At 64.9% G+C, this 22,995-nt stretch carries 19 protein-coding genes; 12 read left to right on the forward strand and 7 right to left on the reverse strand.

Annotation, left to right across the window (positions count from 1 at the left end; all coding sequences use genetic code 11):
- The first annotated feature begins 104 nt into the window (after positions 1–104).
- Entirely contained in the window at positions 105–3,302 is a 3,198-nt protein-coding gene (locus ETQ85_RS15905; RefSeq protein WP_148580065.1) for a PAS domain-containing protein, read from the forward strand.
- A gap of 87 nt (positions 3,303–3,389) precedes the next feature.
- On the opposite strand, the gene ETQ85_RS15910 is transcribed toward ETQ85_RS15905, so the two are convergent.
- The 3 genes from ETQ85_RS15910 to ETQ85_RS15920 form a co-directional block, all read right to left on the reverse strand.
- Positions 3,390–3,953 (reverse strand): lipid-binding SYLF domain-containing protein, encoded by a 564-nt coding sequence (locus ETQ85_RS15910; RefSeq protein ID WP_148580066.1) that lies wholly within the window; start codon positions 3,951–3,953, stop codon positions 3,390–3,392.
- Between the two features lie 181 nt (positions 3,954–4,134).
- Complete coding sequence (locus tag ETQ85_RS15915; protein WP_148580067.1) at positions 4,135–4,467, reverse strand: ElaB/YgaM/YqjD family protein; 333 nt, start codon at positions 4,465–4,467, stop codon at positions 4,135–4,137.
- 143 nt (positions 4,468–4,610) lie between these two features.
- Positions 4,611–5,915 carry a cation:proton antiporter gene (locus tag ETQ85_RS15920; RefSeq protein ID WP_148580068.1) on the reverse strand — a complete coding sequence of 435 codons (1,305 nt, stop codon included), beginning with the start codon at positions 5,913–5,915 and terminating at the stop codon, positions 4,611–4,613.
- 184 nt (positions 5,916–6,099) lie between these two features.
- On the opposite strand from ETQ85_RS15920, the gene tal reads away from it, so the two are divergent.
- From tal to ETQ85_RS15970, 10 genes are all read left to right on the forward strand, one after another.
- On the forward strand, positions 6,100–7,203 hold the full coding sequence (tal, locus tag ETQ85_RS15925) for a transaldolase (RefSeq protein WP_148580069.1): 1,104 nt from the start codon (positions 6,100–6,102) through the stop codon (positions 7,201–7,203).
- Positions 7,200–8,837: a glucose-6-phosphate isomerase gene (pgi, locus tag ETQ85_RS15930; RefSeq protein WP_148580070.1), complete on the forward strand. Its 1,638-nt coding sequence runs from the start codon at positions 7,200–7,202 to the stop codon at positions 8,835–8,837. The genes tal and pgi overlap by 4 nt, the downstream gene beginning before the upstream one ends.
- A 14-nt stretch (positions 8,838–8,851) precedes the next feature.
- Positions 8,852–11,221: a phosphoketolase family protein gene (locus ETQ85_RS15935; protein WP_148580071.1), complete on the forward strand. Its 2,370-nt coding sequence runs from the start codon at positions 8,852–8,854 to the stop codon at positions 11,219–11,221.
- A gap of 109 nt (positions 11,222–11,330) precedes the next feature.
- A complete protein-coding gene (locus ETQ85_RS15940; RefSeq protein ID WP_148580072.1) occupies positions 11,331–11,735 on the forward strand; it encodes a hypothetical protein in 405 nt (134 codons plus the stop codon).
- Positions 11,732–13,204, forward strand: a complete 1,473-nt coding sequence (locus ETQ85_RS15945; protein WP_148580073.1) for an ATPase domain-containing protein — start codon at positions 11,732–11,734, stop codon at positions 13,202–13,204. Before ETQ85_RS15940 ends, ETQ85_RS15945 begins: the two co-directional genes overlap by 4 nt.
- Before the next feature lie 6 nt (positions 13,205–13,210).
- A complete protein-coding gene (locus ETQ85_RS15950) occupies positions 13,211–14,065 on the forward strand; it encodes a GGDEF domain-containing protein (RefSeq protein WP_148580074.1) in 855 nt (284 codons plus the stop codon).
- Positions 14,066–14,067: 2 nt separating this feature from the next.
- A complete protein-coding gene (locus ETQ85_RS15955) occupies positions 14,068–14,616 on the forward strand; it encodes a hypothetical protein (RefSeq protein ID WP_148580075.1) in 549 nt (182 codons plus the stop codon).
- 57 nt (positions 14,617–14,673) lie between these two features.
- On the forward strand, positions 14,674–15,024 hold the full coding sequence (locus ETQ85_RS15960) for a hypothetical protein (RefSeq protein WP_148580076.1): 351 nt from the start codon (positions 14,674–14,676) through the stop codon (positions 15,022–15,024).
- 128 nt (positions 15,025–15,152) lie between these two features.
- Positions 15,153–17,741 (forward strand): chemotaxis protein CheB, encoded by a 2,589-nt coding sequence (locus ETQ85_RS15965; RefSeq protein ID WP_148580077.1) that lies wholly within the window; start codon positions 15,153–15,155, stop codon positions 17,739–17,741.
- A complete protein-coding gene (locus tag ETQ85_RS15970; protein ID WP_148580078.1) occupies positions 17,731–19,179 on the forward strand; it encodes an ATP-binding protein in 1,449 nt (482 codons plus the stop codon). Before ETQ85_RS15965 ends, ETQ85_RS15970 begins: the two co-directional genes overlap by 11 nt.
- Positions 19,180–19,192: 13 nt before the next feature.
- Here the strand turns inward: ETQ85_RS15970 and ETQ85_RS15975 are convergent, their stop codons facing one another.
- Together ETQ85_RS15975 and ETQ85_RS15980 are read right to left on the reverse strand one after the other, a co-directional pair.
- On the reverse strand, positions 19,193–19,513 hold the full coding sequence (locus ETQ85_RS15975) for a DUF1840 domain-containing protein (RefSeq protein ID WP_148580079.1): 321 nt from the start codon (positions 19,511–19,513) through the stop codon (positions 19,193–19,195).
- A gap of 56 nt (positions 19,514–19,569) precedes the next feature.
- On the reverse strand, positions 19,570–20,910 hold the full coding sequence (locus ETQ85_RS15980; RefSeq protein ID WP_148580080.1) for a helix-turn-helix domain-containing protein: 1,341 nt from the start codon (positions 20,908–20,910) through the stop codon (positions 19,570–19,572).
- Positions 20,911–21,183: 273 nt separating this feature from the next.
- On the opposite strand from ETQ85_RS15980, the gene ETQ85_RS15985 reads away from it, so the two are divergent.
- Positions 21,184–21,384, forward strand: a complete 201-nt coding sequence (locus ETQ85_RS15985) for an osmotically-inducible lipoprotein B (protein WP_148580081.1) — start codon at positions 21,184–21,186, stop codon at positions 21,382–21,384.
- 63 nt (positions 21,385–21,447) lie between these two features.
- Here ETQ85_RS15985 and ETQ85_RS15990 read toward each other — a convergent pair whose 3' ends face one another.
- Positions 21,448–21,990 carry a hypothetical protein gene (locus ETQ85_RS15990; RefSeq protein WP_148580082.1) on the reverse strand — a complete coding sequence of 181 codons (543 nt, stop codon included), beginning with the start codon at positions 21,988–21,990 and terminating at the stop codon, positions 21,448–21,450.
- Positions 21,991–22,057: 67 nt separating this feature from the next.
- Positions 22,058–22,963: a flavodoxin family protein gene (locus tag ETQ85_RS15995; RefSeq protein WP_148580083.1), complete on the reverse strand. Its 906-nt coding sequence runs from the start codon at positions 22,961–22,963 to the stop codon at positions 22,058–22,060.
- Between the last annotated feature and the right edge of the window lie 32 nt (positions 22,964–22,995).

Raw genomic sequence — 22,995 nt, forward strand, 5'->3', positions numbered from 1 at the left:
TGATTTGCGACGCGCGCGAGGCCTGCCAGGGACTCGCGCGACCTGCTGCCGTTTACCGCGCCTTGAGGCTATGCTGTTGCGCATAACCACCGTGCGGAACCAACGTGAGCGCCCCTGCCTTCGATGCGGCCCTTGTGCATGACCCTCACAGCGACCTTCTCTTCAAGTCGCTGCCCTTGGGCATCGTTTTCCATGACTGCCAGGGCAATATAACCGCCGCGAACCCCGCTGCCGAAGCAATCCTTGGCTGGACATGCAACCAGATGGACGGCCTCACCGCACGGGATCCGCGATGGAATGCCATCCATGAAGACGGCTCGCCATTCGATGACGCGGAGCATCCGGCCATGCTCAGCCTCAGGACACGCCAGCCGGTGCGCAATGTAGTGATGGGCATCGTCAACCCGCGCCTTGATCAACGCATCTGGCTCACGATCAGCGCAACCCCCATCCCGGGAGAGACGCCTGGCCAGACCCAGGGTGTTTACACCGTCTTCCAGGATATTACGGAGCAAAAGCTTCAAGCAGAAAAGCTGAAACAGGCCAGCGAGTACCTGTCGCTCGCCGAGAAATGCGCAAAAGCCGGCGCCTGGGACTGGGATATCGATACCAGAAAGCTGAGCTGGTCGAATGGACTGTTTGCCCTTTTCGGACTGGATCCCGCCAAAACCGAAGCCAGCTTCGAGACGTGGACATCCATCGTTCACCCCGATGACGAACAGAGCGTCGAAACCAGCATTGCGCAGGCCGTCCGTGATCGCAAACCCCTCTTCTGCCAGTACCGGATCGTGCGGCCTGGCGGGGAAATCCGCTGGGTAGAGGCCTACGGCGATACCGCTTACGACAAGTCAGGCAACCCGCGTCGCCAGACCGGTGTCTGCATCGACACGACGGAGCGCAAAAGACTGGCGCTGGACAACGCCGAACTCGAATACCTCGTGACCGAGCGCAGCCAGGCGGAAGAGCGCCTGCGCCTGGCCGCCGGCGCGGCGCATTTCGGCATCTTCGAGAACGACCTGTTGCTCGGCACCACCTTCTGGTCGTACGAGACGCGAGTCATCCTCGGCGTATCCGCCGAGGCGCCCGCCACGCCTCCTGGCCTGATACCTGACTTCGTCCATCCCCAGGATGCAGCCCCGGTAATGGCATCGTATGAACGCGCCCTCGATCCTGCCGGAAATGGCGTGATCGAGAACACGCATCGCATCATTCGCCCCGATGGCAGCATCCGCTGGATTCAGCACAAGGGGCAAGCCCAGTTCGCAGGAAGTGGCCAGCAACGACATCCGGTCCGCTTGCGTGGCGTGATGGTCGACATTACGCCGCTGAAACTGGCCGAACAGGCGCTCCGGGCGAGCGAGGAAGACCTCAAGTGGGCGCAGACCATCGGCAAGATCGGCAACTGGCGGGTCAACATCACGCTGCAGCAAGTCACCCTGTCCGAGGAGGCCCGCCGCATTTTCGGCGTAACCGGAGAGGGGCCGTTCGACGTCAACGACATCTTCAGCCGCATCCACCCTGAAGATCAGGCCTACGTCGGCCAGGAGTGGCGAGCGGCGTTACAGGGCAAGCCCTACGACATCGAACATCGGCTACTGATGAATGACCAGGTGGCATGGGTGCGGGAGCGGGCAGAGCTGGAGCGGGACGCCAACGGCATCGTCCAGAGCGGCTTCGGTGTCATCCAGGACATCACCGACCGCAAGCAGGCAGAAAAGGCCTTGCGGGAAGCCAAGGAAACCGCCGATTCGGCGACCCAGGCCAAGAGCGCCTTTCTCGCCAACATGAGCCACGAGATCCGCACCCCGCTGAACGTCATCATCGGTCTCGCCGAACTGCTGCGCCGTGATCTCACCACGCCCGTTCAGATACGCAAACTCGACCAGTTGAACGAAAGCTCGGAGCATCTGCTGGCGATCATCAACGACATCCTCGACTTGTCCAAGATCGAATCCGAGCAGTTCAGCCTCGATCACACCGAGTTTCATCTCTACACCCTGGTCAACCGGGTCGTCCGGCTGTTTGACAGCAAGGCGCAAGAAAAGGGATTGACGCTGATTACCGACGTCGAGCCGGAATTGCACGCCCTGCGCCTGCAGGGTGATGCCTTGCGCCTGTCGCAGGTTCTGATCAACCTGTGTGGCAACGCCATCAAATTCACCCACCAGGGAACGGTTTGCGTGAGGATTGGCTGGGTGGCCGAAGACGCCGCCAGCGTCACGCTGAGATTCAGCGTGAGTGATACGGGTTGCGGCATTGCCCCGTCCGATCTGGCCCGACTGTTCCAGTCTTTCATGCAGGTCGACACGTCGATGACACGCAGCTACGGGGGCTCCGGGCTCGGGCTGGCGATCAGCCACCATCTGGTGACCTTGATGGGAGGAAAGTTCTGGGTGGACAGTCAGCCCGGAACGGGCAGCGCCTTCAGCTTCGAGCTGCGCCTTCAACGCGCCACGGAACCACTGGCCACGACGCAGGAAGAGCCCACCCTCGCCAGGGCGGCAGACTTCTCGGGCATGCGCATCCTGCTCGCCGAGGATCATCCCCAGAGCCAGGAGATCCTGCTCGAGATGCTGGAAAACCTTGGCTGCGAGGGCGATGTCGCCGCAGACGGGCATGAGGCCGTCGCCTGTGCGCGCTCACGGGTTTACGACCTGGTCCTGATGGACCTGCAAATGCCGCGCATGGACGGTCTCGAAGCAACGCGGGCCATTCGTGCCCTGCCGGAATACCGCGACATCCCGATCGTCGCCCTGACGGCGAACGTCTTTGTCGAGGATCGCCAGCGTTGCCTGGCCGCCGGCATGAACGGCCACCTGGGCAAGCCCGTCACACCGGCCAGACTCGCGGCGGCGCTCGGTCAATGGCTGCCCGGCCTGCGTGTCCCCGACGACACCGCAACGCTCTGCGACAGTGCCTTGAGCCGCGCCCTGATGCAGATTCCCGGGATCCAGGTCAGCGACAACTGGCGCAAATCGGATGAGCAGATCCTTGCCTACAGCGCCCTGCTTGATCGCTTCATCCACACTCATCATGAACAAATAGCCACCCTGCAGGCCCGGATCGCAGCCCATGAGCACGAGGCCGCAAAATCACTCGCCCACAGCATCAAGGGCATTGCCGGCTTGATCGGGGCCCGGCGCTTAGCCGATCTGATGGAACAGATTGCGCAAGGGCTGTGCATGAACATCGAGCAATCCCGTCTCGACGATCTGGCCAGACAGAGCAAAGCCGAACTGGCAGGCCTGGCCGAGGCCATGCGCACGCTGCCCGTACAAGCGCTACGCATCAGTCAGGGCTGAGCGCCGACCCTCACGTAAAAACGGCAGACTGGACCAGCCCTCGAAGAGGACCGTTCCAGCCTGCCGTTTGGCCTTTTCAGGCGCGGATCAGCGCTTGATGCGCGAGATCTTGGTGCCTTCGATACTCAGGCTGGCCATCAGGCCCTGCTGGTCGAAGATGAAGGCGTAGGCGTCGTCCTTCAGGGTCAAGGACGACAGCTTCTTGGCCATGCCTTCGTTCACCACGACAACACTCGGGCCCACCCCAAACTCCCAGCCCTTGGACTTGTCCAGGTACTTCACGGCCTTGTCGCTCATCAGGAACACGACGTAGCCGTAGGATTCGGCACCGGCCTGCCAGCCCCACGAGGCGGACACGGAATTGTAGTAGCCGGCAAACTGCGAACCCTTGGTCAGCACGCCTTCACCGTAGCTGCCGCCAAACACCAGGCCGGCCTTGATGATCTTCGGGAAGACCAGGATTCCCCGCGCCGTCTTGGACAGGTTTTCGGCTACCGGATTGGTCTTGTACAGCGTTTGCAGCGCCTGGGCGGCATCCTTGTTCAGGTCTTCGGCGCTGGCCGCATGGACGTTGCCACCGAGCATTCCAAGCGAAAAGGAGGCGGCAGTGACAAGCGCGAGCTTGTGGAAAGTACGACGAATATTGTTCATTTTTTGTCCTTTCGGTTACTCCGCAATCGTTGCCGATGGCAGAAAGCGGATTGAGCGGCGATGGGCAGTCAACAAACACCAATCTGTACGCCGCAATGCTTCATGCTGCATTCAAGTTATAGATCTTTCCGTGCGCCACCCCACACAACAGGCACCGCCAGGCAGACAGGCATGGTGGCGCTCAGCGCCGGCTCACCAGGAAACCGATGAGAAACCCGAGTACGGCAGCCCCGCCCAGAACCTGCCAGGGATTTTTATGGACATAAACCTGAGTGACATCGGCGGCATGGCGAGCCTGCTCGCCAACCCGGCTGCTCGCATCGTCAAGGCGGACCCGGGCGGCATCCAGCGAATCGAGGACGCTGCTGCGGGCCGCGGCATATCCCTTGGCCGTGGAGTTGCCGACATCGTCCATCAACGCGCTCGCCTCGCCAGCGACACCCTTCAGCTCCTTGACGAGAAAATCCTTCCCGTCCTCGGCGGCCCCCCGGATTGCATTCATTTCGTTCGTCATGATCTCTCCTGCTGCAAGTAAATGAGCGGATGGACTATCGCGGCGAAAACCCGTGCCGCATGCGTGCCATTGCCGAAGATCATCCTGCGCCGTAGCGGCCGCCGCGTCGGTGCGCTACCGTACCAAGAGGGTCCGCTGACGGCTCAGGGCCGCGCTGCCTTGCAGCGGGCATACCACGTCATGGCCGGCAGCACTGACATGCCATGGGCGAGAATCGAAGCCGCCACGGTCACCAGGGTCAGGCTCACCAGATCCCGGGCCAGTTCGCCCGTCACACCACGGTGCAGGGCGAACATCAGGTAGAACACCGAACCGATCCCGCGGATGCCGAACCACCCGATCATCGCCCGCTGGTGCCCCGGCAAGCGCATGCCGAGCATCCCGGCCAGCACGGCCAGCGGGCGCAGGATCAGGAACAGCAGTGGAATGAACCACCACAGCACCGGTGACAACTGCACATAGGGAAGCATGGCGCCGATGATCAGCACGATGGCCAGCTCCGCCAGCCTCTCCAGACGCCCGTTGAAGACCTGCACGGCCTGCGTCATGGTGGCACTGGCGTGACGGGGATGGGTGGAGCGGGCCCCATAGCCCTGCACCGGGGGGGCGGCCGCTTCGGGAGGAAGCTCGTTCTCCAGCGGCTGCTCGCGTACCCGGTTCAGGGCCAGACCGGCGGCAAACACCGCCAGGAATCCGGAAGCCAGACACAACTGCGCGGTGCCATAGGAAATCGCCACCAACCCGAGGGACAGGAACTCGTCGAGCCCCACCGCACTGTGATGGCGCGTGCGCAGATGCACCACCAGCTTGCCGATCAGCGCCCCCAGGAGGGCCCCGATCGCCAACCCACCGCCGGTCGCCCACAGCAGATCGACCGCCCACCAGTGCCAGCCGTCCTGTCCCAGCTCATGCAGGCCCAGCAGGCCGAGTCCGAGCAACACAAACGGAAAGGCCGAGCCGTCGTTGAGCGCCCCTTCGCCAGCCAGGCTGAAGCGCACCTGATCGGGCCGCGCGCCCGACTCCGCCTGCACCCCCGAGGCCAGCACCGGGTCGGTCGGGGCCAGGATGCCGCCCAGCAATACCGCCGCCCCCAAAGACAAATCCAGCCCCCACACGCCGACCACCGCAATCAGCCCCACGGTGATCGCCATCGACGGAAAAGCCAGGCGCAGGGGCAGCACCCAGCGCCGGTCACGCATCGGCACCCCCAGTTGGAGGCCGACCGCAAACAGCGAAATCAGCACCGCCAGCTCGGCCATCAGTTCGAGTGGGCCGGCATGAAGAAACGGGTCGGGGGCGATCAAACCGAGGCCGCCGGGGCCGAGCACGTAGCCCAGACCCAGATAGATCATCGCGCTGCTGAGCGGCAAGCGCCCAAGCAGCGTCCCCGCCAGCACCAGGGTGATGAGCAGAACGCCGATAAACAGGGACCAATGGGCAACAGCCATCCAGCAAAACCGCGGAAACGGGCACGTGTCTTGTGCCGGAACAGCGCACAGTGCCGCTTCCGGCACGGCCCGTCTGTGCTGTGGCGTACATACCCGCGGCCTACGTGCGACAGCGTACCGACACCCGCCGTCATGCCCTTCAAACTGGCAATTGGCACCCAGTACCGATACCTGGAGGGCACCCATGAACGCAACCTGGCAGCTACACGGACTCGGCCAGAGCCTGTGGCTCGACAACATCACCCGCAGCCTGCTCGACGACGGCACGCTGGCCCGCTACATCACCGAGGACGCCATCACCGGACTCACCTCCAACCCGAGCATCTTCGATGCCGCCATCGGCAGTGGCACGGCCTACGATACGGCCATCACCGCCAAAACACAGGCCGGGCTGAACGGTGAGGCGCTGTTCATCGAACTGGCCCTGGACGACCTGCGCCGCGCCGCCGATCTGCTGCGGCCGGTGTTCGACGCCACCGACCAGGTGGACGGCTGGGTGTCCATGGAAATCTCGCCGCTGCTGGCCGCCGACGCCGGCGCATCGCTCGCCGCAGCACGGCAGATCCATACCCTGGGCCGACGCAAGAACCTGTTCGTGAAGATTCCCGGCACACCGGAAGGACTGCTCGCCATTGAGGAGGCCATCTTTCGCGGCATTCCGATCAACGTGACCCTGCTGTTTTCCTGCGCCCATTACCTGGCCGCCGCCGAAGCCTACCTGCGCGGCATCGAACGGCGCCTCGAAGCCGGCCTCGACCCCTGCGTGGCGTCGGTTGCGTCACTGTTCATCAGCCGCTGGGACGTGGCCGCCAACCCGCAACTGCCCGCCAAATTGCAGCACAAGCTCGGCATCGCGGTGGCCGGACAAACCTACCGGGCCTACTGCGCACTGTTCGCCTCACAGCGCTGGCTCAAGCTGGCGGCCACCGGCGCCCGCCCCCAGCGCCTGCTGTGGGCCAGCACCGGCACCAAGGACCCGCAGGCCTCCGACACCCTGTACGTCACCGCGCTGGCCGCCCACGGCACCATCGACACGCTCCCCGAAAAGACCCTGCACGCCTTTGCCGATCACGGCACGCTGGATGGCGTGATGCCCATCGACGGCGGCAACGCCGATGCGGTACTGGCCGAAATCGCCCTGGCCGGCGTGGATGTGAACGCCCTGGCCGCCCGCCTGCAGCACGACGGCGCCGAGGCCTTCGTCAAATCCTGGCAACAACTGCTGCAGCGCATCGCCGACAAGTCGGCCTGCCTCGACGCCACGCCGCCCGCCGCGCCGACGCCATGAGCCCCGAGCTGACCCGGCGCCCCGAGTGGCAGGCACTCCGGCAACACTTCGCCGAAATCGGCAGCCTGCACCTGCGCGATCTGTTTGCGGCCGACCCGGCCCGGGGGGAACGCTTCACGGCCGAAGCCGCCGGCCTCTACCTGGATTACTCCCGCCAGCGCATCAGCGCCGACACGCTGCGCCTCCTCGGCGAGCTGGCCGAGGCCTGCGCGCTGCCCCGGCACATCGCAGCCATGTTCCGCGGAGATCTGATAAACACCACCGAGCACCGGGCCGCGCTGCACGTGGCCCTGCGCGCACCGGCCGGCGAGCAGATATGGGTGGACGGCCGTGATGTGGTGGCCGACGTGCACACCGTGCTCACCCGCATGGAGGTCTTCGCCGAAGCGGTGCGCAGCGGCAGCTGGCTCGGCTACACCGGACAGCCGGTACGCAACATCGTCAGCATCGGCATCGGCGGCTCCGACCTGGGCCCGGTGATGGCCTACGAAGCCCTGCGCGCCTACAGCCGCCACGACCTGCGCTTGCGCTTCGTGTCGAACGTGGACGGCACCGATCTGGCCGAAGCCCTGCGCGACCTCGATGCCGCCGAAACCCTCTTCATCGTCTGCTCGAAAACCTTCACCACCCTCGAAACCCTGAGCAACGCCCAGGTCGCCCGGGAGTGGTGCGTGGCCGTGCTGGGCAGCGACGCCGCCGTGGCCCGCCACTTCGTTGCCGTGTCGGCCGACGCCGAGCGGGTTGCCGCCTTCGGCATCGCCCCGGCGCAGATGTTCGGCCTGTGGGACTGGGTTGGCGGGCGCTACTCGATGGATTCGGCAATCGGTCTGTCCACGCTGCTGGCCATCGGCCCGGCGGCCTTTCGCGACATGCTGGCCGGCATGCACGCCATGGACGTGCACTTCCGCGACACGCCGCTGGCCCACAACCTGCCGGTGCTGATGGGCCTGCTGGCAGTGTGGAACAACAACTTCCTCGACGCTGCCAGCGTCGCCGTACTGCCCTACGAGCAATACCTCAAACGTTTTCCAGCCTACCTGCAGCAACTGGCCATGGAGAGCAACGGCAAGCACGTCACCGTGGACGGCGTCCGCGTCGATTACGCCACCGGACCGATCTACTGGGGCGAGCCCGGCACCAACGGCCAGCACTCCTTCCACCAGTTGATCCACCAGGGCACCCGCATCGTGCCCTGCGACTTCATCGGTTTCAGCCAGGCCCTCAACCCCCTGCCGGTCCAGCACGACCTGCTGATCGCCAACATGCTGGCCCAGGGCGAGGCGCTGGCCTTCGGGCGCAGTGCCGACGAAGTGCGCGCCGAAGGGACGCCCGACGAACTGGTGGCCCACCGCTGCTGCGAGGGCAACCGACCGAGCAACACCCTTCTCGCCGCCCGCCTCACGCCCTGGTCGCTGGGCACCCTGATCGCCCTCTACGAGCACAGTGTGTTCGTGCAAGGGGTCATCTGGGACATCGACTCCTTCGACCAGTGGGGTGTCGAACTGGGCAAGCAACTGGCTAGCACCACCTTCGCCGAACTGAGTGCCGCCACGCTGCCGGCGCTCGCCCACGACAGTTCCACCAACACCCTGATCCGTCGCTACCGCCAGTTGCGCGACGCACCCGGGCGCTAACGGGAAACACGACCATGACCACGCTCAGCCCCGACCTTCTGCGCCGCCTGCACGCCTGGTGGCGGGCAGCCAACTATCTGTCCGTCGGGCAGATCTACCTGCGCGCCAACCCGCTGCTCGAAGAACCGCTGAGCCTTGCCCACATCAAGCCGCGCCTGCTCGGCCACTGGGGCACCACCCCGGGACTGAACTTTGTGTATGTGCACCTGAACCGGCTGATCAAGGATCACGACCTCAACATGATCAACATCATCGGCCCCGGGCACGGCGGGCCGGGCCTGGTGGCGAGCACTTACCTGGAAGGCTCGTACAGCGAAACCTACCCCGCCATCAGCCAGGACCGGGACGGCATGCAGGCCTTGTTCCGGCAGTTTTCGTGGCCCTACGGGATTCCCAGCCACGTGGCCCCGGAGACCCCCGGCTCGATCCACGAAGGCGGCGAGCTGGGCTACTCCCTGGCCCATGCCTACGGCGCGGCCTTCGACAACCCGGACCTGATCGTCGCCTGCATCGTCGGCGATGGCGAAGCCGAAACCGGCGCGCTGGCCACCAGTTGGCACTCCAACAAGTTTCTCAACCCGGCCCGGGACGGCGCCGTACTGCCCATCCTCCATCTCAACGGCTACAAGATCGCCAACCCGACGGTACTGGCGCGCATCGACCACGTCGAACTGGCCGAGCTGTTTCGCGGCTACGGCTACGAGCCCTACTTTGTCGTCGGCGACGAACCGATGGCCATGCACGAACTGCTGGCCACCACCCTCGACACCATCCTCGCCCGCATCCGCCACATTCAGGCCGCAGCCCGCGCCCCCGGTGCTCCCCAACCGCCCCCGCGCCCGGCGTGGCCGATGATCGTGCTGCAAACCCCCAAGGGCTGGACCGGCCCCAAGACCGTGGACGGCCTGCCGGTGGAAGGCACCTGGCGCGCCCACCAGGTGCCCATCAGCGACTTCAAGGCCCCCGAACACATCCGCCAACTGGAAAACTGGCTGCGCAGGTACGCCCCCCAGGATCTCTTCGACGCCACCGGCCGCCTGCACGCCGACTTCGCCAGCCTCGCCCCCACCGGCCAGCGCCGCATGGGCGCCAACCCCCACGCCAACGGCGGCGAGCTACTGGTGCCGCTGAAAATGCCCGACTTCCGCGACTTTGCCGTCACGCTGGCCGCCCCGGGCAGCGTCAAGGCCGAGGCCACCCGGGTGATGGGCAGCTTTCTCGCCGAGGTGATGCGGCGCAACCTGTCCAGCGCCAACTTCCGCCTCTTCGGCCCCGACGAAACCGCCTCCAACCGGCTCGGGGCGGTCATCGACGTAAGCGGCAAGGCCTGGATGGCCGACATCGAGGCGGTGGACGACGACCTGTCGGCCGACGGCCGGGTGATGGAAGTGCTCTCCGAACACCTCTGCGAAGGCTGGCTCGAGGGCTACCTGCTGACCGGCCGCCACGGCCTGTTCTCATGCTACGAGGCCTTCATCCACATCATCGACTCGATGTTCAACCAGCACGCCAAGTGGCTCAAGGTGTGCCGCCAGATCCCGTGGAGAAAGCCGGTGGCGTCTCTCAACTACCTGCTCACCTCCCACGTGTGGCGCCAGGATCACAACGGTTTCTCGCACCAGGACCCGGGCTTCATCGACCACGTGGCCAACAAGAGCCCGGAGGTGGTGCGTATCTACCTGGCCCCCGACGCCAACTGCCTGCTGGTCGTGACCGACCACTGCCTGAAGAGCCGCAACTACGTGAACCTGATCATCGCCGGCAAGCAGCCCGAATGGCAGTGGCTCGACATCGACGCGGCGATCCGCCACTGCACCGCCGGCGCCGGCGTCTGGGACTGGGCCAGCAACGACGCAGGCGAGCCCGACGTGGTGATGGCCTGCGCCGGCGACGTGCCGACCCTCGAAACCCTGGCCGCCGTCACCCTGCTGCACGACTACGTGCCGGACATCCGCATCCGCGTCGTCAACGTGGTGGACCTGATGACCCTGCAGCCCCCCGCCGAACACCCCCACGGCCTTGACGACGACGCCTTCGACGCCCTGTTCACCCGCGACAAGCCCGTTGTCTTCGCCTTCCATGGCTACCCCTGGCTGATCCACCGCCTCACCTACCGGCGCCACAACCACGCCAACCTGCACGTGCGCGGCTACAAGGAAGAAGGCTCGACCACCACCCCCTTCGACATGGTGGTGCTCAACAACATGGACCGCTACCAGCTCGCCCTCGACGCCATCCGGCGCATCCCGCGCCTGCGCAACCGGGTCGATGAAGCCACCGAGCGCTACCGCCAGACCATTGCCCGCCACAAGGCCTGGGTCAGCGAACACGGCGAGGACATGCCCGAAGTACGCGACTGGCAGTGGTCAGGGCCACGACTGTGAGCGCACGTCTCCCCACCCGCGTGTGCTGGCACACCGACGCAAAGCGCGCCCTTATCCAGACTTGAATGAAAGGGCCATTTTCTGGTAACCATTGAATGAGGCACATCCCATGCAAGCGACTTTGAGGCGACTGGCCAAGGAAGGTGCAGGCGCCGGACATATCGCCGACGCGGCCGTCACCCTGTGGCGCGGCGTCGATGCGACCCTCTCCCCGATCATCGGCCGGCGCGGTGTCGCCGCTCTCTACAAGCGCAGCCTGTACCTGATCCGCAGCGACTACCCGTGGCTCACCGGCGTACACCAGGCCACCGTCCGCGAGGGGGAGTTTGCGCCCCTGCACACGATGCTCTCCCAGCAGACCAGCGCCACCGCCGCCGCGGCCAACAACGCCCTGCTGCAGATGTTCCTCGACCTACTCGGCCGCCTGATCGGCACATCGCTCGCCGAGCGGCTGCTGCCGTCCATGCGTGACACCCCCAACAGCGGCGACGCCGCACAGGACACCTCGCCATGAACACAGGCAAGACAAGAATCCAGCGCCTGGCCACCGGCGTGCCCGGGCTGGACGCCGTGCTCGGTGGCGGCCTGCCGGAATTCTCCTTCAACCTCCTCGCCGGCCCTCCCGGCTGCGGCAAGACAACCCTCGCCCACCAGATCATGTTTGCGCTGGCCACGCCCGAACGGCCGGCCTTGTACTTCACCGTTCTCGGCGAGCCGCCCATCAAAATGCTGCGCTACCAGCAGCAGTTCGACTTCTTCGACATGGAGCGCCTCGACCGCTCGATCCGCTTCGTCAACCTGTCCGATGAAGCCGCCAGCGGCGATCTCGACAAGGTACTGGCGCGCATCGCCAACGAAGTGGAAACCCACGCCCCCGGACTGGTGTTTGTAGACTCCTTCCGCTCGGTGGTCAGCAACCCGAGGCCGGACGGCAGCCCTTCCCTGGGCCTGCAGCACTTCATCCAGAACCTCGGCGTGCTCATGACCTGCTGGCAGGCCACCACCTTCCTGATCGGCGAATACTTCAGCCTCAGCGATCCCAACCCGGTGTTCACCGTTGCCGACGGCCTCATCTGGATGAAGCAGAGCGTGCAGGGCAACTCCATGGTGCGCAAAATGGAAGTCATGAAGATGCGCGGCCAGGCGACCCTGCCCGGCCTGCACACCTTTCGCATCGGCCCCGCCGGCATCCATGTCTTCGCCCCGCTGCCGCCGGCACCGTCAAGTGAAGCCGGCAACCCAGCCGCCCCCCGCACACGCCTGCAGATGGGCGTTCCCGGGCTCGACGACATGATGGGTGGCGGCCTGCCGCAGGGCTATTCCCTGCTCGTCGCCGGCCCGTCCGGATCGGGCAAGAGTCTCCTCGCCGCGGCCTTCCTCATCGAAGGGGCCCGCTGCGGCGAAACCGGCGTGATCGCTGCCTTTGAACAGCGCTCCCGGCAATCCCGCGGCCACGCCCTGTGCTCGCTGATAGACAGCGACCGGGTAGGCGTCGTCGACACCCGCGCACCCGATCTGTCCGTCGATGAAATGGCCATGCTCCTCATCGACGAGATCCGCCGCCTTGGCGCCAGCCGGGTCGTCATCGACTCCCTGTCGGGTTTCGAACTGGCCCTCGCCCCCACCTTCCGCGACGACTTCCGCGAATCCCTGTCGCGCCTGGTGTCGGCACTGGCCAGCAGCGGCGCAACGGTGCTGATGACCTCCGAGCTGGAAGACCGCTACACCGACCTGCGCTTCAGCCCCTACGGCACCGCCTTCCTGACCGACGCGATCATCGTCCATCGTTACGTCGAGATGAACAGCCGCCTGCTGCGCGCGATGGCCGTGGTCAAGGTACGGGCCAGCGCCCACTCCAATGAATTACGCATGTTCACGATCGACGACGACGGGATCCGCATCGGCGCCACGCTCAGCGGCCACGCCGGCCTGCTGTCGGGGCGGCCGGCCCGACAGGCACACTTCGCCAACCCCGCCGCCTGAACCGCCGTGGCCAGGCCCACCGAAAAAAAGAAGGTGGCCACGGCCCGGCTCACACTGGCCAGGCTCCAGGCAGAAGCCGAGCACCTGCGGGCCGAACTGGCGCAACTCCACCAGTATCTGGGCGAGGCCCGACGCGACGCCGAGGCCACCCGGGCGACCCTGCTCCGCGAAGCCAACGAACACCTGGTGCTGGCCGCCCTGCAGGCCGACCGCATCGCCGAGCAAGCCCTGAGCGAACTCGATGAGCTGACCCGCAGCAGCCAGCACGATCCCCTCACCGGCACCCCCAACCGCAACCTGATGCTCGACCGCCTCGAAAGCGCGATCAATCTGGCACGCCGGCGCAGCACACGCATCGCCGTCTTTTTTCTCGACCTCGACAACTTCAAGGAAATCAACGACACCCTGGGCCACGCCGTCGGCGACGAGATCCTCAAGCTGGTCGCCGACCGGCTGGTGGCGGTGGTGCGCAATTCCGACGCCGTGAGCCGCCACGGAGGCGACGAGTTTCTGGCCCTGCTGGCCGAAGTCAGTCACGCCACCGATGCCGCCATGATCGCCGGCAAGATGCTCTCGGCGATTGCCGCCCCCGCCCAGGTAGGCGATAGCCTGGTGCCCATCAGCGCCAGCATCGGCATCGCCCTCTACCCTGAAGACGGCACCGACGCCGCCACCCTCATCGCCCAGGCGGACGCCGCCATGTACCGCATCAAGCGCAGTGGGGGCGGCAAGTTCGCCTTTCACGATAACAAAAGCCAGTGTGCCCCACCGCACCGACCCCAACGGCCCGACGGCCCATCCTGCAATGACCGCAAGGCGCCAGATCGTGCCCCCCACGACGGCAAAGTCAAAAAAGGATGATCATGCAAAACTTCAATCTCGCCGCCATCGCTGCAGCCATCTGTCTGAGCTTCAGCGCCGCCGCCATCGCCGCCCCCATTTCCAAGGCCGAATACAGCGCTGGCAAGGACAACATCTCGGCCAAGTACAAGATCGACAAGGACGCCTGTCAGGCACTGAGCAGCAATGCCAAGGACATCTGCATCGAAGAAGCCAAGGGCCGCGAAAAGGTCGCCAAGGCCGAACTCGAAGCCAGCTACGAGCCGTCCGAAAAGCACAACTACGAAGTCCGCATGGCCCGGGCTGATGCCGCCTATGAAGTTGCCAAGGAAAAGTGCGACGACGCCGCCGGCAACGCCAAGGACGTGTGCAACAAGGAAGCCAAGGCCGCCCATGTGACCGCCAAGGCCGACGCCAAGGTCGTCGAAAAGACCAACGACGTACGCAAGGATGCCGCCACGGAAAAGCGTGACGCCGCCTATGCCGTCGCCAAGGAAAAGTGCGACACGCTGGCCGGCGACCCGAAGGCCGCCTGCATCAAGGACGCCAAGGCCCGCAACGGCCAGATGTAAGCCAGCAATGCGGGGGGGCAACCGCGCCCCCGTCCCCAGTCAGACAGGAGAATCGACATGGCCAGCACAAGCACATCACTCATCGGCACCAACGATCTGGGCGGCACCCTCGCCCGCTCGGTAGAGAACGCCAGCAACAGCCTTCACGGGGCCATCGACCGGGCCTCGGGCGCCGCGCAGCCGGCCGTCGACCACCTCGCCACCGGTGCTCACCACGCAGTCGAAAGACTCGCTGGCAGCGCCGGCCGGGCGGCGGAAACGATGGACACCAAGGGTCGCCAGCTGCTGGATGCCAAATCGCGCTTTGCCGAAAGCTGCAGCGCCCACATCCGCAACAAGCCGGTCGCCGCGCTGGGCATCGCCGTCGGAGCCGGACTGCTGATCAGCTGGTTGCTGCGTTCGCGCTAAAAACCCATCCGGTTTCGGGCGCGCAAATAATCCCGCAGCGTGTATCAATGAAGCGGAGAATCCTTGCCTCCCGCCCGCCTCGAAGCCGGCCCCCGACAATCAAGAACCACAACACAATGGGATGAAGCATGGCCAAAGGACGCAGCGTCACGGTAACGAAGGACGTGACGAGCCCTGACCAAGTGGCCTGCCCCACCAGGCCCCAAAACCGGGATACCGACTTTCCCATCGTCGGCATCGGCTGCTCCGCCGGCGGCCTCGAAGCCCTCGACGCCCTGCTGGCCCACGTACCTGCCGACAGCGGCATGGCCTTCATCATCGTCCAGCACCTCGACCCGCACCACGACAGCAACCTGCCCCAGCTGCTCCAGCGCGGCACCCCGATGCCGGTGGTCGAGGCCGGCGAGCAGATGCCGGTGCAGCCAAACTGCGTTTACGTCATCCCGCCGAACAAGGACCTGTCCCTGCTCAACGGCATCCTGCACCTGCTTGACCCGGCCGAAAAGCGCGGCCTGCGCCTGCCCATCGACTTTTTTCTGCGCAGCCTGGCCGACGACCGGCATAACCGGGCGATTGGCGTAGTGCTGTCGGGCATGGGCTCCGATGGCATGCTCGGCCTCGGCGCGATCAAGGAAAAAGGCGGCCTGACCCTCGCCCAGGACCCGGCCGGCGCCAAGGCAGACAGCATGCCCAGCAGCGCCATCAAGGCCGGCGTCGTCGACATCGTGGCCCCCGCCGAAGAAGTGGTGGAGCGCATCGCCGCCTACCTCCGGCATGCCCCGCCAGGCCACAAGGCTGACGCGCTCCCCGGTGTCGGCGAACAAAGCGACCTTGAGCGGATCATCGTGCTGCTGCGCAGCCGCACGGGCAACGATCTGTCCCTGTACAAGCCGAGCACCCTGTACCGGCGCATCGAGCGGCGCATCGCCCTGCTGCAGATCAGCGGCATCGCCAGTTACGTGGCCTACCTGCGTGACAACCCGCAGGAGCTCGACCTGCTCTTCAAGGAAGTACTGATCGGCGTCACTAATTTCTTCCGCGACCCTTCGGTGTGGGAATTCCTCCGCGACACGGCCATTCCGGCCCTGCTCGCCCGCCACCCCGAGGGCAAGGCCCTGCGCGCCTGGGTGCCAGCCTGCTCGTCCGGCGAAGAAGCCTACTCGCTGGCCATCGTCTTCCGGGAAGTGCTCGAACAGCTCAAGCCCGAGGGGCATTTCTCGCTGCAGATCTACGCCACCGACCTCGACGTGGACGCCATCGACAAGGCCCGCCAGGCCTGCTATCCGGCGAACATCGCCAGCGATGTCAACCCGGAACGGCTGGCCCGCCATTTCGTGGCCGAAGAAAGCGGCTACCGGGTGAACCGGGACATTCGCGAAATGGTCATCTTCGCGCCGCAAAACATCGTCTCCGATCCGCCGTTCACCCGGCTCGACATCCTGTCATGCCGCAACCTGCTGATCTACTTCGGCCCCGACCTGCAGAAGAAGATCCTGCCGTTGTTTCACTATGCCCTGAGCCCTGAAGGCATCCTGGTGCTCGGCAGTGCCGAAACCGTCGGCGGTTTTGTCGACCTGTTCACCCCCCTCGACAAGAAAACCCACATTTTCCAGCGCATTGATCGCCTGTCCGGCTCGTCCTGGCTGGACCTCCCGGCGCGAGCGCCTTCCACGCCCCAGATGGTGGTCGATGGCGAACGCCCCGACTACCGCGACAGCATCGAACACCAGACCAACCAGCTCATCCAGCAGAACTATTCGCCGGCCGCCGTGCTGGTCAATGGCGACGGCGACATCCTCTACATCAGCGGGCGCATCGGCAAATACCTGGAGCCCCCCGCCGGCAAGGTGAACATCAACATCCATGCAATGGCCCGCGACGGCCTGCGCGAGGCGCTGACCGGCGTCATTCGCAACGCCCTGCACCAGCCACAGCCCATCCATCTGAACGGCCTCCAGATAGACACCGAAAGGGGCATGCAAACGGTCAATGTCACCGTGCAGGGCATCGACAAGCCAGACGCCCTGCGCAACCGGGTACTCGTCGTGTTCAACGACCAGAAAGCCTCGGCCGGGCGTCGCAAACCCCGCCACAGCGTGGCCTCCGACCGGGAGAACGCCCTGGCCCTGGAGCTGGCCCAGACCCGCGACACCCTGCGCATCAACCAGGAAGAAATGCAGGCCTCTCTCGAAGAGGTCAAGTCGGCCAATGAGGAACTGCAAGTCACCAACGAGGAACTCACCACCTCGAAGGAAGAACTGCAATCCATGAACGAAGAGCTGCAAACCATCAATGCCGAGCTGCAATCCAAGGTGGACGACCTCACCTGGGCGCGCAACGACATGACGAACCTGCTCAACAGCACGGAAATCGCCACCATCTTTCTCGACAACGAGATGAAGCTGCGGCGCTACACCACCCACGCCACCCACTTGTTCAAGTTCATTCCGGGGGATGTCGGTCGCTCCCTCTCCGACATCGTCACCGACCTCGACTACCCCGGCCTGCAGGACGACGCGATCGCCGTGCTGACCACCCTGATCTTCAGCGAGAAGCAGGTGTGCACCGAAGACGGACGCTGGTTCCGGGTGCGCATCATGCCCTACCGCACCCAGGACAACGTGATCGACGGCGTGGTGCTCACCTTCATCGACATTACCGGCATCAAGCAGCTTGAAGCCCGCCTGCGCAAAAGGGAGACGCGCCGTGAGCACTGAACCGCTACCCGGCCAGAAAATCGCCGCCAGACTGCGCCGGAACGCCGAGGCGCGCCTCGTGCAGGAACAGCGGTCGTCCACCTGTCCGGATGAAATCGATGCGCTGCGGCTGATGCACGAACTCCAGGTTCATCAGATCGAGCTGGAGATGCAGAACGAAGAGTTGCGCGCCGCCCGCGACGATGCCGACAAGGCCCGCGAGGAACTGAGCGTCCTCAATGCACGGCTCGAAGAACTGGTGGCCATACGTACCGCCGAACTGCTGGCGGCCCGCGATGCCGCCCAGGCTGCCGACCGCGCCAAGAGCAGCTTCCTCGCCAACATGAGCCATGAAATCCGGACGCCGATGAACGGCATCCTGGGTATGGCGCACCTGCTGCGCCGCAGCGGCGTCACCCCGAAGCAGGCGGAACAGCTCGACAAGATCGAGCTTGCCGGCCACCACCTGATGGAAATCATCAGCAACATCCTCGACTTCTCCAAGATCGAAGCCGGCAAGCTCCTGCTCGAACACATCGACTTCGATCTGCACGAGTTGATCGACAACACGCTGGCCATCGTCGCCGACAGTGCCGCAGCCAAGGGGCTGCAACTCAGCGCCGACCTGACGGGGGTACCGGCGCTGCTGTGCGGCGACCCCACGCGCCTGTCGCAGGCCCTGCTCAACTACCTGGGCAACGCGATCAAGTTCACCCGCACGGGCAGTGTCACCCTCAGAGCGCGCCTGCGCGCAGAAACCGACGACGGCTACCTGCTGCATTTTGCCGTCATCGACACCGGCATCGGCATGACGCCGGAACAGCAAGGGAAACTCTTCGAAGCCTTTACGCAGGCCGACAGCTCATCCACCCGTCAATTCGGCGGCACCGGGCTGGGTCTGGCGATCACCCGGCGCATCGTCCAGTTGATGGGCGGCGAAACGGGGGTGCGCAGCACACCGGGTGAAGGCAGCAACTTCTGGCTGACCGTACGCCTCGACAAGGGCCTGCCGATCACCAGCGACGCCCTGCCGGAAAGCGCCGAGCAGATCCTCCAGCGCGACTATCAAGGCACCCGGATCCTCGTCGCCGACGACGACCCGATCAACCTGGAAGTGGTGCAAATGCTGCTGACGGACATCGGCCTCGCGGTCGACACGGCGGCCAATGGCCTCGAAGCCATCGACAAGGCCGGCGCCAGCCCTTACGCGCTGATCCTGATGGACTTGCAGATGCCGAAACTGGGCGGACTCGAAGCGACGCGGGCGATCCGGAAACTGGCCGGACGCCGCCTGACCCCGATTGTGGCGATGACCGCCAGCGCCTTCGCCCCGGAACGGGAGCGCTGCCTCACCGCCGGGATGAACGATTTCATCGCCAAGCCGGTGAGCCTGGAAAACCTGTTCGGAACGCTCCTGCACTGGCTGGCCCGACAGCCGCCTCAAGACCCGCAGGACTAAGGGCGCGGTGCGCTCAGACGCCCCACACCACCGCCTCGCCGGCATCCTCACTGCGTTGCAGCATCTCGATGAAGGGCGCCACCCGCTGGCGCAGGGTGACATGGTCAACCTGCTCTTCCGATTCCGGCAGCCCGCCGTCCTGGGGCTCCCCGCGGGCGGCCTCCTCTTGGGCGTCGACCTCGGCATCGAGCGCCGCCATGGCATCCGGAATCTGGGCCACCGTAATGATGCCCTGGGGCGTGAGTTCCTTGCCGATGATGGTGAGCATCTGGGCCCCGCTCTTCTCGAGCATCACGAGATTGGCAGTGGCCGGGGATTTGAAGGTGTAAAGCATGATCTTTGTTCTCCTTGGAACGGGGTGTAACGAAGCACCGGCGGAATGCCGGGCCCTCAGACGTTGCCAGGCGGCGGGTCGGGAAAGCGGGCTGACGGCAGCGCATCGCCAACCCTGCTGTTCATCTTCCGGGTGATATCCATCACCACCATACGGCACTCCCGGCCACCTTCGTCCACAACGGCCTCGATCCGTACCAGTGCCCCGGGGCGCTGCTCGGTGGCCATCAGCCGGATCTCGCATTGTTTTCTGGCCTTGCCGCTCAACACATCCTCCAGAAACGCATTGAATTCCGGCAGGGATTCCGGTTTGACGGAAGCGGCAAACCGCGAGCGACCCATTTGCGAACGCTTGATGCCGAGCAGGATGGCCCCCGCCAGGTTGATCTGCAGGATAGTCCCCTGCGCATCCAGGGTGAAATAGCCCACCGGCGCAAAGTCGTAGATGTCGGCGTATTTCTCGCGCAGGGTGTCGGCTTCATCGTAGGCGTTGCGGAGTTCCTCGTTGTGCATCTCCAGTTCGATCTGGTGCACCTGCAGCTCGTGCAGCAGACGCGCCGTGTCCCACTGGCTGACCGGGGCGCTCGGCGCCACGGACTGCGCCTGCAGCAGGCGGGTCTCGGCACGCTGGCGCAGGGTTGCCGGATTCGGGCGAGCGCGCTGCTGCCGGGACGGGAGGATTTCCAGCAGGTGAAAAAGCCGCTCGTACTCGGCCTTGACCACCCCGTAGCATTCGCACACCCGCCCTTCCAGGCCGGGGCGATCAGTCACCGTGATGTTGCCCCGGCGATACTGGATCAGGCCTGCCGCCTGCAGTTTGCCAGCCGCCTCGGTGACGGCCTCGCGGCGCACCCCGAGCATGTTGGAGATCCCTTCCTGGGTCACATGGAGCTGATTGCCGGACATCTGGTCGAGGCTCAGCAGCAGCCAGCGGCACAACTGCTGATCGACCGAGTGATGACGGTTGCACACCACACTCTGGGCCATCTGGGTCATCAGGGCCTGGGTGTAGCACAGGGCCAGGCGGCGCAAACTGCCGCCCTGATCGAGTTCCCAGCACATCACTTCGGCACGCAAGCGGTAGGCACTGCCGGCACTTTGCACGATGACATTGTAATTGGTCGTCTCGCCGCCGAGCACCAGCGGGATTCCGACCAGGCCATCATTGCCGGTCATCGCCAGCTCGGCCGACGAGCCGTTCTCGGTCGTCGAAATCAGCGAAAAGATGCAGGTGGTAGGGAAATAGACGAAAACCAGGCTGTCGCCGGATTCGAAAAGCGTCTGCCCCTCGGGCAGGCTGACAAGCTCCAGATCATCCGCCAGCCGGGCATATTCCTCAGGAGACAGGGCCGCCAGAATGCGGTTTTGTCGGGGACTATCGGGGATTGAGCTGGGCATCTATGTACCTTGGGTCATGCAGAAAGTCGTAATGAAGTCACCGCGCGTCGTTTTGTTTTGTACAAGACAGCATAGGCCGAAAACAGGCACAGCTTTGTGTGCTATCCAACATATAAAACAGGCCGTTTCATGCTAGGCATCCTGATACTCACCCATGGCGGGCATTCGTGTGCCCTATGTGGGGTGCAGCACAGACCACCACGCCACCTCCACCGCATCCTGCAAAGACAGGATTTCCCGCCTGCTGAATCCTTTCGACAAAGAGGCATCACCATGAAAACGCCCCACAAGCTGGCAGCCATTCTGGCGGCCGTGGCAACACTGCCCGGGTTAACTGCCTGCAGCGGAATGTCCACACGGGGCCGCAGCACGGGGGCCGGCGCAACCGTTGACCGCGGCACGAGCAGCGGCACGGAAAGCGGGGCAACGGCGGGTGGGGGGATCGGCAAGCAGGCAGACAAGCCCGGCCGCTGAGCTGGCGGCAAGGCATTCGGTCGATGACGGGGACGTGACTTTGTCCGCCCCCGTTTTGTTGTGTCAGTTCGATTCCGTACTGACTTCGTCGCGGCCGCGGAAGGACGCTTCGACAATGTTGCGGGCCAGCGTCTGATCGGCAAGATTATGGGTGCGCACCAGCAGCACCGTATTGCCCGCCTTGACGGCATCCTTCACCAGCTCCGAAAAGCGCCCTTCCTTGCGCCCGGCGCCGACCGCCGCACCGACGATGCCGCCGATGCCGGCGAACCAGCCGAGCATGGCCAGCGGTGCCACCACCGGGCTGGCCACAAAAAGCGTGATGCCGGAAGCCACGATGGCCAGCGTCCCGAGGGCCCCGACGCCGGTGCCCACCACGGTGCCGATGCTGCCATCCACCAGCACGTCCTTGAGCACGTCATCGCTGACCTCCTCGGCGGGCTGCGACGGGGCTTCCTGGAAGATGCGGATTTCTCCGGCCGCAATGCCGCGCTCCATCAAAACCTGGCGCACGCCTGCGGCCTCCTCCCGGCTCGGATAGACCGCCGACACCGTGTGGATCTCTGAGCTGAAAAGGGGAGTATTTTCTTCGATTGATGTGTTCATGATGAGCTCCGGTAATGGGGTAAACGAGCGCAGGAGCTGCATTGCCGAACGGAAGTCCGACCTGCGCCTATTTCGGGCGAGGTGAATGCAGGCCGGCGTCGGCAGCAGTAAGGATGCCGGCACGCAGCCCGGCAACGGTGTGGGCCACGGCACGGGCCACATCGCCATGCACGACCAGCCCGTACGCCCGGCCAGCCAGATGCTTGGGGTAGTTCCAGCCGGCCAGCTCCAGCGTCTTGGCCAGCTCGGCCTTCTTGCCCTGGGTGGTGGTCGGGTCCGGATTGCCGCCATCGGCACATACCAGCCGGTCGATCATCAGCTTGAGCACGCTTGGCGTCTGGTACCAGTACACCGGCGTGAAGATGATGACGCCGTGGGCGGCAGTCCATTTCTCGTAGATTTCGGCCATCCAGTCGTTGGTCTGGCGCGCTCCGTGGTTGGGATAGCAACTGCACGGCCAGTGACACAACGGCATGGCGGTGGACACGCAGGCCTTGCAGGGGTGAATGTGCAGGTCGTAGCTGGAGGTCAGCAGACTCAGGTCGAGCAGATCCACCTCGATACCTTCGGCCTCCAGAATCTCCCGCGCCCACTGGGTCATGCGGAAGGTCTTGGAGATCTCGCTGGCACAGCTGCCATCGTTGCGCGCGGCGCCACAGATCAGCAATACCCGCGAGCGGGTCGCCGGATTGCGCTGGGTTTTGTCGGCCAGCAGCAGGCGGTCGCGGGTGGCTTTCCACTCCACCGACAGCAGGTAGTCGGGGTCGGCAAAGCCGGGGCCGGCCTTTGCCGTCAGCGGCGCCTTGTGGCCGTGGCGGTAGTTGTCCCAGGCAACTTCTTCGACTTCAGCCAGCGCACTCTTGACCGCATCGAAGGCCGGATCGGCGTAGGCGCGCTGGAACTGCAGGTGAAACTCTGTGCGCCCGAGCTTGGCAGGCGCCTGGCCAAGGCGTGGCGTAGGGGTTTGCGGCATGCAGCCTCCGTGGGATATCAGCCGCCAGGGGC

The sequence above is a fragment of the Zoogloea oleivorans genome, from assembly GCF_008107625.1.
In the GTDB taxonomy this organism is placed as follows: domain Bacteria; phylum Pseudomonadota; class Gammaproteobacteria; order Burkholderiales; family Rhodocyclaceae; genus Zoogloea; species Zoogloea oleivorans.

What these genes read in the sequence shown, in the direction of transcription:
- pgi (WP_148580070.1), top strand. Translation starts at nt 7,200, where the DNA reads ATGAGCCCCGAGCTGACCCGGCGCCCCGAGTGGCAGGCACTCCGGCAA.
- ETQ85_RS15980 (WP_148580080.1), bottom strand. Translation starts at nt 20,910, where the DNA reads ATGCCCAGCTCAATCCCCGATAGTCCCCGACAAAACCGCATTCTGGCG.
- ETQ85_RS15945 (WP_148580073.1), top strand. Translation starts at nt 11,732, where the DNA reads ATGAACACAGGCAAGACAAGAATCCAGCGCCTGGCCACCGGCGTGCCC.
- ETQ85_RS15995 (WP_148580083.1), bottom strand. Translation starts at nt 22,963, where the DNA reads ATGCCGCAAACCCCTACGCCACGCCTTGGCCAGGCGCCTGCCAAGCTC.
- ETQ85_RS15915 (WP_148580067.1), bottom strand. Translation starts at nt 4,467, where the DNA reads ATGACGAACGAAATGAATGCAATCCGGGGGGCCGCCGAGGACGGGAAG.
- ETQ85_RS15935 (WP_148580071.1), top strand. Translation starts at nt 8,852, where the DNA reads ATGACCACGCTCAGCCCCGACCTTCTGCGCCGCCTGCACGCCTGGTGG.
- tal (WP_148580069.1), top strand. Translation starts at nt 6,100, where the DNA reads ATGAACGCAACCTGGCAGCTACACGGACTCGGCCAGAGCCTGTGGCTC.
- ETQ85_RS15960 (WP_148580076.1), top strand. Translation starts at nt 14,674, where the DNA reads ATGGCCAGCACAAGCACATCACTCATCGGCACCAACGATCTGGGCGGC.
- ETQ85_RS15990 (WP_148580082.1), bottom strand. Translation starts at nt 21,990, where the DNA reads ATGAACACATCAATCGAAGAAAATACTCCCCTTTTCAGCTCAGAGATC.
- ETQ85_RS15920 (WP_148580068.1), bottom strand. Translation starts at nt 5,915, where the DNA reads ATGGCTGTTGCCCATTGGTCCCTGTTTATCGGCGTTCTGCTCATCACC.
- ETQ85_RS15940 (WP_148580072.1), top strand. Translation starts at nt 11,331, where the DNA reads ATGCAAGCGACTTTGAGGCGACTGGCCAAGGAAGGTGCAGGCGCCGGA.
- ETQ85_RS15910 (WP_148580066.1), bottom strand. Translation starts at nt 3,953, where the DNA reads ATGAACAATATTCGTCGTACTTTCCACAAGCTCGCGCTTGTCACTGCC.
- ETQ85_RS15985 (WP_148580081.1), top strand. Translation starts at nt 21,184, where the DNA reads ATGAAAACGCCCCACAAGCTGGCAGCCATTCTGGCGGCCGTGGCAACA.
- ETQ85_RS15965 (WP_148580077.1), top strand. Translation starts at nt 15,153, where the DNA reads ATGGCCAAAGGACGCAGCGTCACGGTAACGAAGGACGTGACGAGCCCT.
- ETQ85_RS15955 (WP_148580075.1), top strand. Translation starts at nt 14,068, where the DNA reads ATGCAAAACTTCAATCTCGCCGCCATCGCTGCAGCCATCTGTCTGAGC.
- ETQ85_RS15975 (WP_148580079.1), bottom strand. Translation starts at nt 19,513, where the DNA reads ATGCTTTACACCTTCAAATCCCCGGCCACTGCCAATCTCGTGATGCTC.